The following is a 17,246-nucleotide window of genomic DNA, read 5'->3' on the forward strand; positions in this document are numbered from 1 at the left end:
TCACTTTCAACGCCCGCCCGCATGCGGGTGTTTTTTTGTCTGCGATTTGTCTCGCCGAACGCGCATGGCTGCCAGTTGTCAAACCATTACACGTCACTCAGGAGACGGTTCATGGTCATTCATTTCAGCGTCGACGGTCATCTGGCCTGCGGTCACAAAGGTCAGCAACTCTCAGCGAGCAAAGAACTCAATCGCGTGAAGTGCCGTAGCTGCCGCAATACCGATGCGTTCAAGCAGGCAAGAAAAGACCAACGCAATGCAGCACGACGCACTGCCCGACAGGCAAAGAACACTCATGGCGCGGTTGATTGGCGCACACAATGGATTGAGCGGCTGACCGCAATGGCCGGACTTCAGCGCCTGCCGCGAGGTTTCAGTGGGCAGGCATTTGTTTAAAGCTACAAAAAAGCCCAGCTGAATAGCTGGGCTTTCGCTGCAAAAAACTGGCGGCTGTCAGGCCAGTGAACGTACGCAACGCCAATAGGCACAATGAAAATTGCGAATGATCAGAAGTATCCATTAGCGGTAATCCATGGGCATCCGATCAAAATACCGCCCCGGAAACAAACAAGGGCTTGCATCAGCTTTCGCCCGCAAACCCTTGATTAGAGATGGTGCCCGAAGCCGGAATCGAACCGGCACGCCCTTACGAGCGGGGGATTTTAAATCCATAATTTTTTACTTATAAATCATAAGTTTAGTATCCGTATTTTTCCGCATCGCGCAAATTTTTTCTCCGATTTCAGATAGTAAAACCAGTGTCTCAAAATAAATTGCGGAAAGAAATCGGCTGCAGGATCTCACGTCTAAAACAAGACGAACGACCGTGCGTAGAAAGGTTGTACGCATCACTGGGCGCCAATTGACTGTATCGCCAATCAGTTTACCTACGGCAAGATGATTCTTTAACAGAACGAACATGGCTCAACCAAGATGGCGCGTAAGCGGCGGGTATCCTTTAAATAGAATTGAAGCTGTCACCGGTTACAACTCGACACTGAATCCTCTGATCACCACGCCTTCGGCAAAACGCACCACGGTGGTCAAACTGGCCCAGGTGCGCAGCGGCTCACGTCGCGAGCGCACCGGCACCCAGCGTGCGCCGCTGCCGCCCAGACGGATCGACAGGCCCCAGTCGGGGCCACCGTCGATCCTGGCCACCAGGCATTCGCGCACCGCGTGTTGTTCGACCTGGGCGCGCAACACCTCTTCGTGAATGCCGTCGCCGATCATGCCTGCAACACCTCTCGTTGCGCCTGAACGGCGTCCTTAAGCAACACATGCAAGCCTTCGATGGTGCCGTAATTCTCGGCCCGCACGGTTTCAATGCCGAGCACAAAACCGTCGGAGCGATCCGCCACACGCTGCAGTTCCACGAGGGTCAGGCAGGTCTCCATGCGCGCCAAAAAATTCGCGGTTTGCATGTAGACGGGTGCCGGCAGGTTCAGCGCGTTCAACGCCTCGAACTGGCTCATTCCCATTCCAACCACTGGCGTTCGCTGGCGGCGCAGGTGTCAGTTCGAACTGCCGGCCCCTGATCAGAAGCCAGCCGCCAGGCTCATTGCGGCCGTCGATCAATTGCCCTTGCAGCATGCGCCCGCCAGGCAGAATTACCCGCAGCAGGTTGGCGATCTTAGGGCCTTGCAGATACTGCTGCAGTTCAATGCGGGCGCGTCCCGCGCCGGCATCGCTCAAGCGCACCGGACATTCGAGCGTCGTCAGCTCGATCGGTGCCTGCGCCAGGTAGCGGGCGATCATCACAACGGTGGCCACGCCCTCATAAACGTACGACATGTGGAGCGTTCCTGTTCGTGTCAGTGGCGGTGTAGGCGCCGGCAAGAATGTCAGGAAATGGTAGACCAACCTGGGGGGGACTGGTTGCCGTGGCCGCAACAAAGGCCCCCACGCCTGGTCCAGGTGTGGGGGCCGAGTGAACATAAGCTGGAATTCAATGAACCGGTCATGGATGGCCGCTATCGGCCAGAAGAGGACGTTTAGAGCAAGGAGAATAAATCCGTCGCATTTCTTCCAGGCTTTGCAATTTGCGGACGCGCTTTTACACACTCTGGGCTGGTAAGTTTAGAGTCGGAAAATCAACTAGTCCCTTTTTCTAAAGTAGGTGCCAATGGTTACTTCTATCGTTCTTCAGGACGTTGACGTTGGATGGATCGCTACTGACGCCATCGGGCAGGTTGCGCTCTTCACTACGGCTGGTCCGGGGCCGATTCCTTGCTCCGCACTTCCCTCCGTCGAGAACTCCGAAGAGGCGGTCCTTTCATTGCCGGAGGTGTCCGATGTAGATCTGGTTACTTCGATGTCTGGCGCAAACGCTTTCGCTGCCTTTGCCAAGCGTGGGTTCTTTGCATATGACTGGTCGGACGTCCATCGCACTACGCGCCTAGCCTTGAATGGATATGAGCTGCAATACCGTCCACTGAATCCATTGACACTTTTCGACTTACCGGCCCCTTTACGGGCATTGGCTGAGGTTACCCGGCTATCTGGCGTAACGTTCGGAGTACCTATCGTAGTGATAGGTAATCAGATTTCTTAGCCGTCATTCAGCGGTTGGGGAGCGTTTTGGCCGTTTGCTCCCTTTCACTACCGGCAGCTAATGGCCCAGAGTGTGTAAAAACGCTTCGCCAAAATTGGAGTGTGCGCGTTTACGTCGAATCTGAAATTTATCGGCACGTCAGCAGGTGCGGATTTTACGTAGAAGCGCGATTCTCAGTCCGGGCTTGAGTACCTGTCGCGCTGAAAAACGTTTTTACACAGCCTGGGCCGTTTCCTGCCATTCCAGAACGACTGCTTGCCGTTAGCGGTCGGTTGCGAACGTCAGCTTCTGGCCAATAGCTGTCCCTGAGGAACCCCTGCAAATGACCGAAGCTGTATAAAATTTTTTTGAGCGCGACAGGTACTCAAAACCGAACTAAATTCTCGCTTCTACGCGAAATCCACATCTTCTGACGTACCGTTAAATATCAGATTTAACGTAGATGCCCATACTTCAGTTTTGGCAAAGCGTTTTTACACACTCTGGGTCGTAAGCAGCCTTGATTGAAGTATCGGCTAAATGCGGCCGATCAGAGACTTCGAAATCAGTGCGATTCAAAATGGATAGTTCACACCCACAAGACTCAGCCGACAACCGCCCCTATAGGACCACTAGCAATCAATGCGGCCCCACAAACGATTTTCATGCCGTGCAAGGCGATTGGCGTGCCATCGACTGTATAGGTGCTGCTGCCCTCGGCGATTGGAAAAATCCCTTTACACAGAGGGCAACTCACCTTGTGACCCACCCCAGCTATAGGTTTGCCGTTGAGGTCGGTTTGGGAGAATGCTTCAAGAACTTTGCCACCGTGAGTTGTGGAGTCGCCCAGTCGGATAACGTCTTTCATAGAGCAACTCTCCTAAACCGGTGTCTTAGTAATCAATTGCATTCAATGACCACGATAACTTTAGTATTTCTGCGAGCCATTAGGAACCAATGTACTTGTAATAAACCCCCAGCCCCCCATTAACTCCGGAAATCTCGAGGTGAAGGATCGCTTCACCGGGTGCACCATCAGCAAAAAGAACACATTCTAACCCGAGCGTTTTTTCATTAGTTTCATATACATCAATGTAAGGCCGGCCTTGCTTGCTTGAATCAAAAGCCTTTTCTTCAGGCGCGATGGATATCTTGGTGCCTTTAGCGAAATAATCATCAATACACTCATAAATCTCATCAGCAACCGCGCTGGATATTCCAAAATCTTGCTCAAGTGTAGACGTGTCACGTCGATCGATGGCCTCTACGAGCAATTGGGTCTTGGCATAAGCTTCGTGATTGGTGGGTGTACTCATTTATCGACTCCGTCTCTTGGAAGGTGTTGCGGTGCTGGTACCCGCGTTGGCTTTAATACCGGTGAAGTAGCCACGAGCCTGGAGTGTCGCGCACTTCGCTGCCTTCGGACTCAGTCCCGCAGCACGTAGCGACTTGAAGGCTACGACAGTCTCACTTCCTAGCAGGCCGGCAGTTGATGCCTTATCTTGGGCTCGATTAGCATTATAGTGCGGAGTTCCTCGTGTGGTTCCGTCTGGGTTTCTTCCTTGAAGGCTTATCGCTGGCGCATCATTGTATTTATAACCTGAAATTCCATTCATCGACGCATCCTGATAGATGTGGTGGGAGTCTTGGAGCCCCCCTATTTTTCGAAGGTCGCCATGGCGACCTGTCACTACACCTTCAGCTTCAAGTACTTTATTACATTCACATGGGCATGTTGCACTCAAACCAAGGCTATCGACCCAGCCTGTCGGATTTGGTGCATATGCATAAAGATTTAGCCCTCCCATGTAACCGATCGGGTCTTTGCTAATGAAACGGCCAACACTTGGGTCATAGTACCGGTGTCGATTGTAGTGCAGCCCTGTCTCATGATCGTGATACTGCCCCTGGAACCGTATCGGGTTCATCACGCCATGCTGCCGCGCCCATTCCGAGCGCAGTTCCGTCACCTGTCCCCACGCCTTGTACTGCGCGGTCCAGGCCAAGTTGCCTTGGGAATCGGTCAGCTCTTGCGGCGTGCCGAGGTGATCACACTGGTACCAGGCCAACGCATCAAACGGTAATGCCGTCGCCTTGTGATTCCACACCGGATCTTCATCAAGGCTGTATTCACCCCTGTAATCCGGCAAACCGATCAGCTCGATCGGCGCATGCCGTACAGCCTGCGCTACAGGCACAAAAGTGCCCGGTTCGAAGACGTAGTGCACTGTGCGCCCCGGTTCGCCATCGCTCTGCGCCGGGCTGCTTTCCCACGCAAGGTTGTCGCCATCCCAGCCGTACAAAGTGAAGCCGCAGCCGAGTTCGCGTTGTTTGCGCGCGTGTTCATTTCTGTTCCAGAGGGAACCGGCTTCCGGGCGCTGTTTGCAGTGGGCGCGGGAGTTTTTGTGCAGGCGGCGTCCCAGTGCGTCGTAAGCGAAATCCACGCTCAGGCGCGGGTCTTCGAAATGCACCAGTCGATCAAAAAGGTCCCAACGCAGATCACCGCGTTGGCCGTTGTGCCAGCGCTGGATCTGATTACCGCGTTCGTCGTAGTCGTAGTGAGTGCCGGCGTATTCGCGCAACAGATTGTCGACCAGTTTGCTGCGCGGTGGGGTCAGGTCCAGTGGGCGGCGAACTTCTGTCGCCTTGTCGTCGAGCAGGTTGCCGGCCGGGTCGAAGGCGAAGGTTTCCATGCCTTGACGTGTGGTGGCGCTGAGCAGACGACCGACCGGATCGTAGCGATAGGCGAGCGGCCCGCGACGGCTGTCGTTGATGTCGGTCAGTTGGCCGGCGGCGTCGTAGCTGTACTCGCGTTTGAGCAGCGTGGATTTGTCGTCGCTGCGTCCCAGCAACTGTTCCTGCAAACGGCCGGCCGGGTCCCAGCTCTGGGTTTGCAGCAGGTGGTTGCCTTGATGGCGGGCGACTTCGCGGTGCAGGTCGTCGCGTTCGTAGCCGATCAGTTCGTGTTCATCGAGGCGCAGGCCGAGCAGGTGGCCGCTGCCGTACGTCAGCCAACTGACACGGTGGCCGTCGGGGCGCACGGTGGCGACTCGTTGGTTGAGCACGTCGTACTCGTGCTGCCAGATCGCGACGGTGGGCTTTTCCAGGCCGAGGTAGTGCTGGTGTTCGCGCAGCAGATTGCCGGCCAGGTCGTGGAACCATTGCAAGCGGCTGTCGGCGTTGTCGGCCAGCACCAGGTTACCGTTGCCATCGTAGGCAAAGGTTTCGCTTTGCGACTGGTCGCCCAAGGTGGCGCGACGTTCAGTCAAACGTCCCATCGGGTCGAAACTCAGCGAGATGACGCGTTGGCCATTGATCGATTGCGCGAGGCGTCCAGTGAGTGGGTCGTACTGATAGCGCGTGCTGCGTCCGTCGAAACCGCGTTCTTCCAGCAGGCGTCCGACCGGGTCGTAGTGGAAGTGCGCACGTTGTTCGTTTTCGTTTTCCAGGGCCGTTAGCCGTCCGAGACGGTCCCAGCGGTAGCGCAGGGTTTGCTCGGCGGCATCGACACGTTCGGCGATCAAACCGGCCGCGCTGTAGCTCCAGGTGGTGCAGCGATCGAGAGCGTCGACATGCGCCAGCAGCCGACCTTCGGCGTCGCGCTCAAAACGCTCTTCGGTCTTGTCCGGGTGCTTGATCAGCACCAGTTGGCCGGCCTTGTATTCGTATTCGGTGGCGTTGCCGGCAGCGTCGGTGAAGCAGGTCATCTGACCAAGTTCGTTGTACTCCCAGGCGCTGGTTTTGCCCGAGCAGTCGACGTACTCGACCATCTGCCCGGCGTCGTTATAGTCCAGGGTCTTTTCGTTGCCGTTGGCGTCCTTGATCGCGGTGGGCTGGCCGGATTTGTTGTAGGCGTATTCGGTTTTGTTGCCCAGCGGATCCAGCGCTTCAACCAGATTGCCTTGGTCGTCATAGGCGCGTTGCCACTGACCACCCTCGGCGTCGCTGATCTTGATCAGCAGGTCCTGATCGTCGTAGGCGTAGTGCATCACCGTGTGATCGGCGCGGATGTGTTCGAGCAGGTTGCTGCGTTCATCGTAGCTGTAGCGATCGGTGCTGCCGTCGGCGTTGACGCGGCGCACGATGTTCTTGGCCTCGTCGCGGAAGAACCATTCCGAACGCTCATCGGCGTAGCGAATGCGATAGGTGTAGCCAAGGATGTCGTAGTAGTGCCAGGTCTCATTGCCGAGCGCATCTGTGACGTAAGTCAGACGAATGTTTTCGTCCCACTCCAGACGCGTGTCGAAGCTGCCGTCGTCCGCCCATTCGCGCACGGCTTTGGCCTTGGCGCTTGAACCGTCCCACTGCAGGTTCATGCCGCGCCCGGTGCGGTCGGTGTAGCGGGTGATCAGGTGATGCTGGAACTGATACGACCAGACTGCGCCGTTCTCGTCCTGCGCCTGAACCAGGTCGCCATAGGCGTCGTATTGGTACGCACAAAGTTGTCGCAACGGCTCGCCGTCAACGATCTGCCAGAGGCCGATAAACCGGCCGTGATCGTCAATCATCGTACCGAGGTGCAGATGGACTTTAGTGAAGTCGTTTTCTTGATAGGTGATCAGGTCGGAGAGCAGCGAGTGTTCGCCGTGACGATGCTCGTAATGCAGCATGACTCCGGCGCCGTTGCGCAGCGAAATGTTGCTCAGCACAAAACGCTGGCCACGGCGGACGTAGGTCTCCTTGCGCTCGAAACCACGGCACAACAACAGTTGATCTTCGCTGTTGCGGACCAGAGTGATGTTTTCGATCGCGTCGTAGTGGAACAAGCCGACTTTGGGCAGTGGGTAGCTGTGATCGCGGCCGTCAGCGCCGTAGAACGTCAGCCCATCGTCCACGTAGTCAAAACGCGTGGTGAACTCGCTGATCCAGCGGGCGCCGAGTTCGCTCTGATCGTAGGCATCGAGGCGGGAGTTGTACGTGCGCGTCCATTCGATCAGAAAGGGGCCAGGCAGGCTGAAATCGGTATGGCTGAGTCTTTCAGAACCCAAAGAAAAACTGATGCTGTGGCACGTGCCAGTGCAGGGTCCATCTTTCTTCGGATCTGGCTCACGAATCGCCGGAGCCTGTTGGCCGTGGGCGGCCAACTGCCCCTCCGACGCCGTACGCTTGGCCTGACCGGTCTTGTCCGGGTGGACCGCGGCGTTCTGCCCATGGGCATTGCGCTTGCGCCACAATGTCACGGCACTGGAGAGGATCAGTAGCAACCAGCCGATGGAGTTCTGAACGGACTCGTCGTCCAGCTTGCTCAATTGTGTGCGTAGTTCCGGGCCCATCGCCCGCAGTTTTGCGGTTTCCGTGGCAACCCGCTTCTTCACCTCATCGGGTAGCAGGTGATCGGCCGCACTGTTGGCCAAGCCTTTGCCTGCGGCCTTATAAGCGCTGCACGCGGCGCCGAAGATGTTGCCGAACGATGCAAGGGGATCATTCTTGAATTGATCGACCGCTGCACTCGCTTGTGCGCTGGCCGCATTGAGATCGCCCTTGGCATCAAGCTTGCCATTAGCCACACTCTCAAGGCCTTTGGCAATCTCGTTGATAACGTCTTCGCCTAGCTTGCCAGCGTCCGCCAAAATACCGGGCAACTTGCCTTTGGCCTGTTCAACAAAATCATCCAGTGTGCCGATAATCGAGGCGTTCAGGTGACCAACCAGCACCTCGATCACGGAAGTGCTGAGCAACAACTTGCTGCTGGCCCTCATCTCCTGACGCACCAGAAACAGTGTCGGGCGCAGTGTCATGCGCGCCGCTGCCATTGCCGGTGGTAAAGGCAATACGCCGATCAGGTTGATGCCAAGGCTGGCCCACGCGAGCAAGTCGCGCTGCTTGGCGTTCGACAGGGTGACGATGTCACCCAGCGCATCGACCAGCGCCATGATGTTGCCCACCACGGGTAAGGCGCCGGCGACGTTCTTGATCCGATCAAGAGTGACCACACCGCCACTGGCGGATTGAAGCCAGGCGTCGAAGGTTGCCGCACCGCTGGCAACATCCTGAATGTCGATGGCGTTCAGTGGAACGATGGCAACTTGAGGTTCACGTTTTACAACAGCATTTTCAGTGGTCATGACAGCATCTCACCCGCCAGCAGGCCCGGGGTTTTCAAGGAAGGTTTTGGAAGCTCCGGCGCCGGCAGACTCGGCAATTTGCCTGCCTTGCTCGCCGCCCCGAGGATCCCCGACGCACTCGGCATGGCGGCACTCGCCAGTTTCGGCAACCCGGCCACCCCGCCCTGCACCACACCTTTCACCTGCTGCGCCGTTTGCATCGCACCTTGCGCCGTCTGCATCGCACTCATCCCTGTTTGCGCCATGTCCTTGCCCTTCTCCAACATGTCCCAACTCTTGCTAGGCAAGACCTGCGCGACCATGGCTTGCACCTGACTCGGCACATCCTCGGCCCCCGGCGGATTCAATGGCCACTCCGGCTTGCCGATGTAACTGCCATCGCTCCAGGTGTCCGCCGGATCCTTGCCGAACAGCACTCGCGCCGGCCCCGGCGCGGCGCCGGCGACGCTGGCGAAACCTTTGGCGTCGAGCTTGCCCTTGATGCTTTTGCCCAAGGCGTCGATGACTTCGTAATCGCCTTCCTTGATGCCCTGACGCCCGGCGTACTGGTTGAACAGTTCCAGCGCGCCTTTGCCCGGTTTCGGCGGTTCCGGGAACACCCCGGCCAGACTTTTCGCCCCGGTGTAGGCGAAGTTCGCCGCGTGCGCGGTGTACGGGCCGCTGGTGGCGTGGGTGATGCCGCCGGCGTTGTAGGTCGTGGCGCTGCCGCCGCCCTGGATCACCAGTTCGGTTTTGGCGGTGATGGTGATGCGGTCGGCGTTGGCGGTGATGTTGAGTTTGGCCAGCAGGTTGATGCTGTCCTTCAGCGCTCGTACGTCGATGTCGCCGGACGCTGCGACCAGACGCCACCCCATGCTCTGCACAAACAGGCGCATGCCACGACTGGCACTGGCCAGCAGGCGTTTGCCGATCGACAGGCTGGTGTGCCCAGTGCTGCTCAGCGCCAGGTGTTCGCCGGTGGCGATGTGGCTGGAACGAGGCGTGGTCAGGGCGATCCCGGCCGGGCTGGCGAGGACCAGATGCGGCTCGGTGAATTCCGGGAACTCATTGGCGGTCATGTTCGCCGGACCACTGCCGAGCACGCCTTGATGCTGGGCGTGCAACGCTTTGGCGACGTCGTCCTGATCACCGGCCTCTTGGGCTTGAAGCTCTTTGGCCTGAACCGCGAAACCATCCTGCTGATCGCTGGCAGTGGCGAGGCGTTCGGCGGTTTCCGGCAGATCCTTGTGGTGCTTGGATTCGTTCGGGCGCGGCTCTGTGGTGATCAGCAGACCGGCGCCGGCACGCACCGCACCGTGGCGGTCTGTTCTTAACTCAAAACCCTCTCCTCGCGGCTGCCCACCTGAAGGGCGCGGATGGGTCAGGTAGCCAAGGTTGATCGCACTCGCACCATGATCACTGCGCAGCGCGATGCTGATCTCGCTGGTGGTGTCGTCGATGCGCAGTTCGTTGGCGCGGCTGCCCTTGTATTCCTTGCTCTTGACCGTGGCCAGGGTTTTGAAATCCGGCAGCTTGTACGGCGGCAGATTGGCGCCGTGGTACAGGCAACCGGTGATCAGCGGCTGATCGGGATCGCCTTCGAGGAAGGTGATCAACACCTCCATGCCGACCCGTGGAATATTGATCGAACCAAAGGTTTCCGCTGCCCAGCTCGATGCAACGCGCATCCAGCAACTGGTCATGTCGTCGTGCTTGCCTTCGCGGTCCCAGAAGAACTGCACCTTCACCCGGCCATACTGGTCGCAGTAGATCTCTTCGCCTTCAGGGCCGCAGACCACGGCACTCTGGGTGCCGAGGACTTTCGGTTTCGGGTGATCGAGCGGCGGACGGTACGGCACGTCCCACGGAATCGCGCTAAAGCGGTTGCGGTAGCCCTGGTGGAAATCGTCTTTGTTGTCGGTGGTGTCGCTGGTGACCGACTCTTCCAGCACCTGCGGTTGTTTACCTTCGTGCAGAATTTCGGTGAGCAGCCACAAGTCATTCCACGTCGGGTTGGCGTGGTCGGTCAGGGCCAGAAAATGCCCAGTGACGAGGATCGGCTGATCGCTGTTGCCCTCGGCCAGACGATAGTCGCTGCGATGGCGTTCCAGCGCGCGGTTGGCCAAGTGTTTGCCACGCTCGCGGTCAACGAAACGGCCGGGGTAATCGTAGTCTTCGAGGTCCGGTTGGGCGCTGCTTTTGGCATCACTTTCCAGCTCGATCTTCGGTTTGACGAAGTCGTAATCACGCCGCGTGGTGCGACTGGTGCGGGTGGCCAGACGCAGGCCGAAGCGCTTGACCACCGGTTTGTCGGCGACCAGTCCGGAGTCCTGCTGATAGGCCACGGGCGCCAGTTTCGGGAACACCGTCTGGTCATCGCCGAAGGTCAGTTTGTGGCCGCTGGCGGTGTGCTGGAAGTGGTAGTGAATCCCCTCTTCTTCACACAGACGCTGGATGAAATCCAGGTCCGATTCGTCGTACTGCACGCAGTAGATGCGCTCGGGGTAAATCGCGCTGAGCTGGAAGTGGTAATCGCTGGCGAGGATGCCGTGTTCTTCCAGGACTTTGCTGATGATCTGCTGCACGGTCATCTGCTGGAAGATGCGCTGGTTGACCCGATGCGCAAGGTACGCCAGTTGCGGGCGCAGGGAAATCTTGTAGCGGGTCAGGCGCTTGCCCGCCTCGCCCTGGGCGATGCTGTAGACCAGCCCGTGGATGCCGGTGCCGCTCGGCGACAGCTGCAGAAACGCCAGTTTGTGCAGCACGCTTTCGAGGTTGATCGAGGCCTTTTCACTGACCAGTTCCAGCTCGAATTCGAACGGCGTGTTGAGGGCCTCACGACCGGTGAACGACAGCACCTGGAAGTCGCTGTCGATGCCATCGACGGTCAGATTGAAATGAGGCTGGTTGGCCGGTGAGAACATTCCCTTGTCCCTCGCGCAGTGCTGCGACGCGCAACAGCCCTCAAGGGGCTATTGGCAAAAATTCTTTAGAAGTGAGTGCGCCCCGACCAGCGATGCCGGCCGGGGCGGTACAACCATCAGCCGTAATTAAACGACTGGAGCACGCCAGTCATCGGAACCCGAAGTACCGGATACTTCGTGGGTCCAGGTGATTTTGCGGTAGGTGAACTGCACTTCTTCCAGGTGGGTGAAGTGCGCGTTGCCTGGATCCTGGCAGTTGTGCATTTTGTTGTTGATGGCGACGATGATCGCGTCTTCCAGTTTGGTGGTGTAGTAGTGCTCTTGGGTGCCTTGCGCCGAAGTGCGGTACCACTGGATAACGATTTCGCTCATGCGCTCGCCGGAGGTCAGAGCGGCTTGCAGCAGAGGCGAAGCCTTGTCGTAGACCTTGGTGATCACAACTGGCTTGTGAACGCGCTGACCGGTTGGCTGACCGGATTGTGGGTCACGCGGGATGATCACGTCGTGGGTGAAAGCCTGAACCATAACCTGGTCTTCGTGGCCTTCCTGGTAGGTGTTGCCAACGGAGTCGGCGGTGAAAGCGCCGGCAGTGATCAGGCCTTGTTTTTCGCCGGTAACCGACATGTACGCTGGTGTTGCCATGGGGTGTGCTCCTTGCTCAAAAAGACATACCCAACAGGCACGATTGCCTGAAAGGATGGCTATGCGCCATCAAAATACGTGCCAGCTTTTATGCAACCCATACGGATCAAGGCTCAGAGCTGGTCAACTGGTCCTTTCTTGTCGCTAAACCGATGAAAAAAAAGAAAAGTGCGCAACTTCTTGCGCAGTGGTGTGCAAGAAGTTGCGCACCTGGCTGCAGGCCACGATCTGCTTGGGCTGCAGCGATTTATCGAGCCAAATATGCGGAACCCGTGCGCAAGAAGTTGCGCACTTTCAAAAAAGCTCCCCAACTCATCAACGGCTGAAATTTTGATGGTGCCAGGTCATGACTGCATTTCAAGTTGGCCAAACATCAGAAGCACTCCTTTCCACAAACCATAACTAAACCTAAGCTAGGGATACCCTCAGCACTCGCTCAATAAGACGCCAAAATCGTCGCAGGACACTTGAGCCGCCTCGTTGAGCCGTTGACGTAGCGCAGCAGTCAGCTGTCGTTCCACTTCCCACGAGTCCGATAGCGCGGCGAGTTGTGGCGCCAACTGCGGCGAGAGGCTCATCAACGAGTGATTGAGCGAACGTGCTGTTTCAAAAGCAGCTTTCTGCACAAAGCTGATTTCCACCAGTTCGCCTTGTGCCTTACGGAACTCCATCTCCGCCATCCGCGCCAGGTAATGCTCGCGATGCACTCTTGCTTTCTGAAAGTCAGGAGTCTGTCCTTGAGCAGGATCAGCGGGTGGCGGCGCAGCCATGTTAGTCGACTCGGATTTGGCTGCGACGTGCCTGTATACATCACGCTGAAGCCGATCCTGTTGGTGGCGAGCAGCGACGGCAGCCTTGCTCGGGTCGGCGGTTTCGCGGATCAATGCTTCGGTGACCAGCACGTCGACTTGCTTGCCATTGGGCGACAGCACCAGTCGACCGTTCTCCTTGAGCCAGGAGATATAACTCGGTGACCGGCCGATGTGCGCGGCGCAGGCGCTCTTGGACAGGTACGTGACTGCGGTCATAAGCCCTCCTTTTCAGCGGCTTTTCAATGAATCCTTTCAAGATTTCAGTGGATTGAAATTTCAGTAAGCTGGCGGGTCTCCCACTAACGCGATCCCGCGGGTTTCCGACCCCGTGCCCTTTGAAAGCCCCCAGGGTCCCCGGCGGTTTTCTGCCCGGTCCGGCTGTCGAGCCGGCATCCGAGTGCCATGCCCTGCCGCCATTACCTTGGAAAGACGGACATCCCTGCAAAGGTTTCAGCTAGAAAGATTCCGCGAGTTCGATAACCCGTGTAGGGGGCGGGCCTCGGGGAGGACCCGTAAAAATCGGCGCCCTACCCGGTCTGCCCGGCTCATGCCTTCGGCTCGGCTTCGCTCAGGTCCAGCCGCTTGGCGACCCAGCGTTCGTACAAGCCGATGGCGACATCCGCGCCGGCCATCGCGGTCAGGCAACCCAGAGCGCCCGCTGTCCAAATCGACAGGCCCGCGCCGAACAGCAACATCATCGCTGACACGCCGCACACGATACAGGCACCGGAGCGAAGTGCGAGGCGGCGCCTCCGTCCTTGAGCATGACGATCAGCCCTTGAGAGACGCTTTAGACCTGTTCTATCTAACAGATCAGAGAGTTGCAGACACATTGAAGATGGATGAGCGAGACATAAAAGAAGGAAAGCTCTCCGTCCAGCAAGGCAAAACTGGGGCTAAACGAAGGATCGAAATCATTGGTGAGCTCAAAGTCGTAATCGATCGAATCATGGCGCGAAAGGCTGGACAGAAAATCAGATCAACACGCCTGGTAGTAATCGACTCTGGGCAGCCGATGACGACCAGCATGCTCAGAAAAAGGTTCGATGACGCCAGGGAAGCAGCCGGGATTCCAAAAGCAGAATTTCAGATGCGCGACCTACGGGCAAAAGCGGCCACGGATAAAGAGGAGTCAACAGGGAGCATCAGAGAAGCTCGGGACCAACTTGGACACACCACCGTAGGGATGACAGAACAGTACATCCGTATGCGAAAGGGTATGAAGGTCACCCCTACGAGGTGACTAACGGTCACGAATTGCGGAAAAGATTTTTGATTGCGGAAAAAAGAACTAAGGGCTTGCATGAGGTATGTCATGCAAGCCCTTGATATTCATGGTGCCCGAAGCCGGAATCGAACCGGCACGCCCTTACGAGCGGGGGATTTTAAGTCCCATGCGTCTACCAGTTTCGCCATTCGGGCGGTAGCGCGGTGTTGCTCTCTCCTACTTCGCAGTGGCAATCCTGACAGAGTGCACATGCAAGCAGCAGAGCGGGAAATATATACATCACTTCCCGGTGAAGCAAGTTCGCAATGGCCGTTTTCAAGACTAAATCTTGCTGCGCACTGCAAATAAAAAAGCTCCGTAAATCATGGATCTACGGAGCTTGTTTATAGTGGAGGCCGAGGTCGGAATCGAACCGGCGTAGGTGGATTTGCAATCCACTGCATAACCATTTTGCTACTCGGCCTCAAAGCATTTGCTGTCAGTAGCACAACAACAAACACGTACAAATTGGAGCGGGAAACGAGACTCGAACTCGCGACCCCGACCTTGGCAAGGTCGTGCTCTACCAACTGAGCTATTCCCGCTTGGTGATGCGCATTCTATAGAATTAAGAAGCTCCGTCAACCCCTTGATTCAAAAAACTTTTATTTCTTTTCGACGTCGGTCTTCAGATGCGGCCAGGCGGCGCGAAGGTATTGAACCATCGACCACAACGTCAGGCCCGCCGATACCATCAGCAAGGCGTAACCCAGAACAACCCAGAAGCTGAAGTCCTTTGGGTTGGCCAGCAGGATGACCAGCGCAAGCATCTGTGCTGCGGTTTTCCATTTACCGAGATTGGAGACTGCAACGTGGGCACGAGCGCCGAGTTCCGCCATCCATTCGCGCAATGCCGAAACGACGATTTCGCGACCGATGATGACGGCAGCCGGCAGTGTAAGCCAGAAGTTACCGTGTTCTTGCACTAACAACACCAGCGCCACGGCAACCATGAGCTTGTCGGCCACCGGATCCAGGAACGCGCCAAACGGCGTGCTTTGTTCCAGTCGACGAGCCAGGTAACCATCCAGCCAATCCGTTGCAGCGGCAAAGGCGAACACCGAAGCGGAGGCCATATAGCTCCACTGGTAAGGCAAATAGAACAGCAATATGAAGATCGGGATGAGCAGGACGCGTAGAACGGTAATCAGATTAGGGATATTCATCGGCACAACTGGCTACGAGGTGAGGGGGCATTCTACTCGCTATGCAGGTTTGCATAAATCGACTCTGCGAGCTTTTTACTGATCCCCGGGGCTTTGGCGATCTCTTCGATGCTTGCACGAGACAGCTCCTGCAATCCACCAAAATGTTTCAACAAGTCGCGACGACGGGTTGGCCCGACGCCCGCAACGCCTTCCAGCGTTGACGTTCGGCGGGTTTTGCCACGACGTGCACGGTGGCCGGTAATCGCGAAACGGTGAGCTTCGTCGCGAATCTGCTGGATCAGATGCAGCGCCGGCGAGTCGCCACGCAACGTGAACTCGTGCGCCGCATCATTCAGATACAACGTTTCGAAACCAGCCTTGCGCGTGGCGCCCTTGGCGACCCCGAGAAGGATGAGATCCGGCACTGCCAGTTCGTTGAGCACATCGCGGGCCATCGACAGCTGCCCCTTGCCACCGTCCACCAACAGGATGTCCGGCAACTTACCCTCGCCTTCCTTCAGCTTGCTGAACCGGCGCGTCAGTGCCTGGTGCATGGCGGCGTAGTCGTCCCCCGCCGTGACACCTTCGATGTTGTAGCGGCGGTAATCCGACTTGATCGCGCCTTCCGGGCCGAAGACTACGCAAGAAGCGACCGTCGCCTCACCGCTGGAATGGCTGATGTCATAGCATTCCAGCCGCTGCGGCGGCTCATCCAGATTCAACACTTCAGCCAGGGCTTCGAAGCGCGCAGCAGTGTGCTGACGATTCGCCAGTCGCGCACCCAGCGCCTGCTCGGCATTGGTGACGGCCAGTTGCTGCCAACGCGCTCGCGTACCGCGAACCCGATGACTGATGGCCAACTCCCGGCCACGCAACTCATGAATGGCTTCGATCAATGTCGGAAAGTCTTCGTGCACGACGTTGACGATCAGTTCGCTGGGCAAGTCGCGTTCGGGACTGCTGATGAAATACTGCCCCAGGAACGCCGCCATGACTTCGGAAACGTCTTCTTCGATCCCGACCTGAGGGAAGAAATTCTTGCTGCCCAATACACGCCCGCCACGAACACTGATCAGGTGCACACAGGCGCCACCCGGGTTGACGAATGCGGCGATGACGTCGATATCCCCGGTGCCCCCCTCCATGCTTTGTTGATCCTGAACCCGACGCAACAGCGCGATCTGATCACGCAACTCGGCAGCGCGCTCGAACTCGAGATTGATCGCCGCCTCTTCCATCGCCGTGGACAGTTCATTGGTCAAGGCATGACTGCGCCCCTCAAGGAACATCACCGAGTGACGCACATCTTCGGCGTAGATCTCAGGCTCGACCAGTCCGACGCAAGGCGCCTTGCAGCGTTTGATCTGATACTGCAGGCACGGCCGGGTACGGTTCTTGTAGTAGCTGTCTTCGCATTGACGGACGAAAAAAGTCTTTTGCAACAAGCTGAGACTTTCACGGATGGCACCGGCACTCGGATACGGACCGAAATACTTGCCCTTGGCCTTTTTCGCGCCTCGGTGGATGCTCAGCCGCGGGAACTGTCCATCGGACAAAAACACATAGGGGTAAGACTTATCGTCGCGCAGCAGGATGTTGTACGGCGGCCGCCATTCCTTGATCAGCGTCTGCTCAAGCAGCAACGCCTCGGTTTCGTTGGCCGTGATGGTCGTTTCGACTTGAGCGATGCGCCCGACCAGCGCCGCAGTTTTCGGTGCCAGGCCGGTCTTGCGAAAGTAGCTGGCCAGGCGCTTCTTGAGGTTTTTCGCCTTGCCGACATAGAGCAGGCGCGCGTCGCTGTCGAACATGCGATACACGCCCGGACGCCCACTGACCGTCGACAGAAAGGCGCCGGAATCGAAAGTTTCAGTCATGG

At 57.4% G+C, this 17,246-nt stretch carries 11 protein-coding genes, 3 tRNA genes and 2 pseudogenes; 2 read left to right on the forward strand and 14 right to left on the reverse strand.

The annotated features are described in order from the left end of the window. The first annotated feature begins 111 nt into the window (after positions 1–111). Positions 112–396: a hypothetical protein gene (locus tag K5Y35_RS22770; RefSeq protein WP_128615308.1), complete on the forward strand. Its 285-nt coding sequence runs from the start codon at positions 112–114 to the stop codon at positions 394–396. 588 nt (positions 397–984) lie between these two features. On the opposite strand, the gene K5Y35_RS22775 is transcribed toward K5Y35_RS22770, so the two are convergent. The 9 genes and pseudogenes from K5Y35_RS22775 to K5Y35_RS22815 all read right to left on the reverse strand — a co-directional run. Continuing rightward, entirely contained in the window at positions 985–1,233 is a 249-nt protein-coding gene (locus tag K5Y35_RS22775) for a hypothetical protein (RefSeq protein ID WP_222833020.1), read from the reverse strand. After that, the gene (locus K5Y35_RS22780; protein ID WP_222833021.1) at positions 1,230–1,475 is read right to left on the reverse strand and encodes a hypothetical protein; all 246 of its coding nucleotides are present in this window, start codon (positions 1,473–1,475) and stop codon (positions 1,230–1,232) included. The genes K5Y35_RS22775 and K5Y35_RS22780 overlap by 4 nt, the downstream gene beginning before the upstream one ends. Positions 1,476–3,137: 1,662 nt before the next feature. After that, on the reverse strand, positions 3,138–3,401 hold the full coding sequence (locus K5Y35_RS22785; RefSeq protein WP_222833022.1) for a PAAR domain-containing protein: 264 nt from the start codon (positions 3,399–3,401) through the stop codon (positions 3,138–3,140). Positions 3,402–3,480: 79 nt separating this feature from the next. Next, the gene (locus K5Y35_RS22790) at positions 3,481–3,849 is read right to left on the reverse strand and encodes a hypothetical protein (RefSeq protein ID WP_222833023.1); all 369 of its coding nucleotides are present in this window, start codon (positions 3,847–3,849) and stop codon (positions 3,481–3,483) included. Beyond that, positions 3,850–8,598, reverse strand: a complete 4,749-nt coding sequence (locus K5Y35_RS22795; protein ID WP_261991213.1) for an RHS repeat-associated core domain-containing protein — start codon at positions 8,596–8,598, stop codon at positions 3,850–3,852. It abuts the gene before it with no gap. Then, a complete protein-coding gene (locus tag K5Y35_RS22800) occupies positions 8,595–11,501 on the reverse strand; it encodes a type VI secretion system tip protein VgrG (RefSeq protein WP_222833024.1) in 2,907 nt (968 codons plus the stop codon). Before K5Y35_RS22800 ends, K5Y35_RS22795 begins: the two co-directional genes overlap by 4 nt. Before the next feature lie 126 nt (positions 11,502–11,627). Then, positions 11,628–12,143 (reverse strand): Hcp family type VI secretion system effector, encoded by a 516-nt coding sequence (locus K5Y35_RS22805; protein WP_007949952.1) that lies wholly within the window; start codon positions 12,141–12,143, stop codon positions 11,628–11,630. Positions 12,144–12,568: 425 nt separating this feature from the next. Then, positions 12,569–13,171, reverse strand: a complete 603-nt coding sequence (locus K5Y35_RS22810) for a terminase small subunit (protein ID WP_222833025.1) — start codon at positions 13,169–13,171, stop codon at positions 12,569–12,571. Between the two features lie 329 nt (positions 13,172–13,500). After that, positions 13,501–13,704 (reverse strand): annotated as a pseudogene (locus tag K5Y35_RS22815) (phage holin family protein); the annotation flags it as partial. A gap of 14 nt (positions 13,705–13,718) precedes the next feature. Here K5Y35_RS22815 and K5Y35_RS22820 point away from each other — a divergent pair. Further along, positions 13,719–14,198, forward strand: a pseudogene (locus tag K5Y35_RS22820) (tyrosine-type recombinase/integrase); the annotation flags it as partial. Positions 14,199–14,290: 92 nt separating this feature from the next. Here the strand turns inward: K5Y35_RS22820 and K5Y35_RS22825 are convergent. The 5 genes from K5Y35_RS22825 to uvrC all read right to left on the reverse strand — a co-directional run bounded on the left by K5Y35_RS22825 (position 14,291) and on the right by uvrC (position 17,244). Next, positions 14,291–14,377 (reverse strand) — tRNA-Leu (locus K5Y35_RS22825). Positions 14,378–14,572: 195 nt separating this feature from the next. Continuing rightward, positions 14,573–14,646, reverse strand: a tRNA-Cys gene (locus K5Y35_RS22830). Positions 14,647–14,691: 45 nt separating this feature from the next. Next, positions 14,692–14,767 (reverse strand) — tRNA-Gly (locus K5Y35_RS22835). Between the two features lie 60 nt (positions 14,768–14,827). After that, positions 14,828–15,388 carry a CDP-diacylglycerol--glycerol-3-phosphate 3-phosphatidyltransferase gene (pgsA, locus tag K5Y35_RS22840; protein ID WP_123468275.1) on the reverse strand — a complete coding sequence of 187 codons (561 nt, stop codon included), beginning with the start codon at positions 15,386–15,388 and terminating at the stop codon, positions 14,828–14,830. 32 nt (positions 15,389–15,420) lie between these two features. Then, positions 15,421–17,244 carry an excinuclease ABC subunit UvrC gene (uvrC, locus tag K5Y35_RS22845; protein WP_160058208.1) on the reverse strand — a complete coding sequence of 608 codons (1,824 nt, stop codon included), beginning with the start codon at positions 17,242–17,244 and terminating at the stop codon, positions 15,421–15,423. Between the last annotated feature and the right edge of the window lie 2 nt (positions 17,245–17,246).

It is taken from the genome of Pseudomonas sp. SC3(2021) (genome assembly GCF_019856535.1).
GTDB classification, from domain to species: Bacteria; Pseudomonadota; Gammaproteobacteria; order Pseudomonadales; family Pseudomonadaceae; genus Aquipseudomonas; species Aquipseudomonas monsensis.

Excerpts from the sequence above, each read along its gene's own strand:
- K5Y35_RS22790 (WP_222833023.1), bottom strand. The coding sequence starts at position 3,849 with ATGAGTACACCCACCAATCACGAAGCTTATGCCAAGACCCAATTGCTC.
- K5Y35_RS22785 (WP_222833022.1), bottom strand. The coding sequence starts at position 3,401 with ATGAAAGACGTTATCCGACTGGGCGACTCCACAACTCACGGTGGCAAA.
- K5Y35_RS22775 (WP_222833020.1), bottom strand. The coding sequence starts at position 1,233 with ATGATCGGCGACGGCATTCACGAAGAGGTGTTGCGCGCCCAGGTCGAA.
- K5Y35_RS22795 (WP_261991213.1), bottom strand. The coding sequence starts at position 8,598 with ATGACCACTGAAAATGCTGTTGTAAAACGTGAACCTCAAGTTGCCATC.
- K5Y35_RS22810 (WP_222833025.1), bottom strand. The coding sequence starts at position 13,171 with ATGACCGCAGTCACGTACCTGTCCAAGAGCGCCTGCGCCGCGCACATC.
- K5Y35_RS22805 (WP_007949952.1), bottom strand. The coding sequence starts at position 12,143 with ATGGCAACACCAGCGTACATGTCGGTTACCGGCGAAAAACAAGGCCTG.
- K5Y35_RS22780 (WP_222833021.1), bottom strand. The coding sequence starts at position 1,475 with ATGAGCCAGTTCGAGGCGTTGAACGCGCTGAACCTGCCGGCACCCGTC.
- pgsA (WP_123468275.1), bottom strand. The coding sequence starts at position 15,388 with ATGAATATCCCTAATCTGATTACCGTTCTACGCGTCCTGCTCATCCCG.
- K5Y35_RS22770 (WP_128615308.1), top strand. The coding sequence starts at position 112 with ATGGTCATTCATTTCAGCGTCGACGGTCATCTGGCCTGCGGTCACAAA.
- K5Y35_RS22800 (WP_222833024.1), bottom strand. The coding sequence starts at position 11,501 with ATGTTCTCACCGGCCAACCAGCCTCATTTCAATCTGACCGTCGATGGC.
- uvrC (WP_160058208.1), bottom strand. The coding sequence starts at position 17,244 with ATGACTGAAACTTTCGATTCCGGCGCCTTTCTGTCGACGGTCAGTGGG.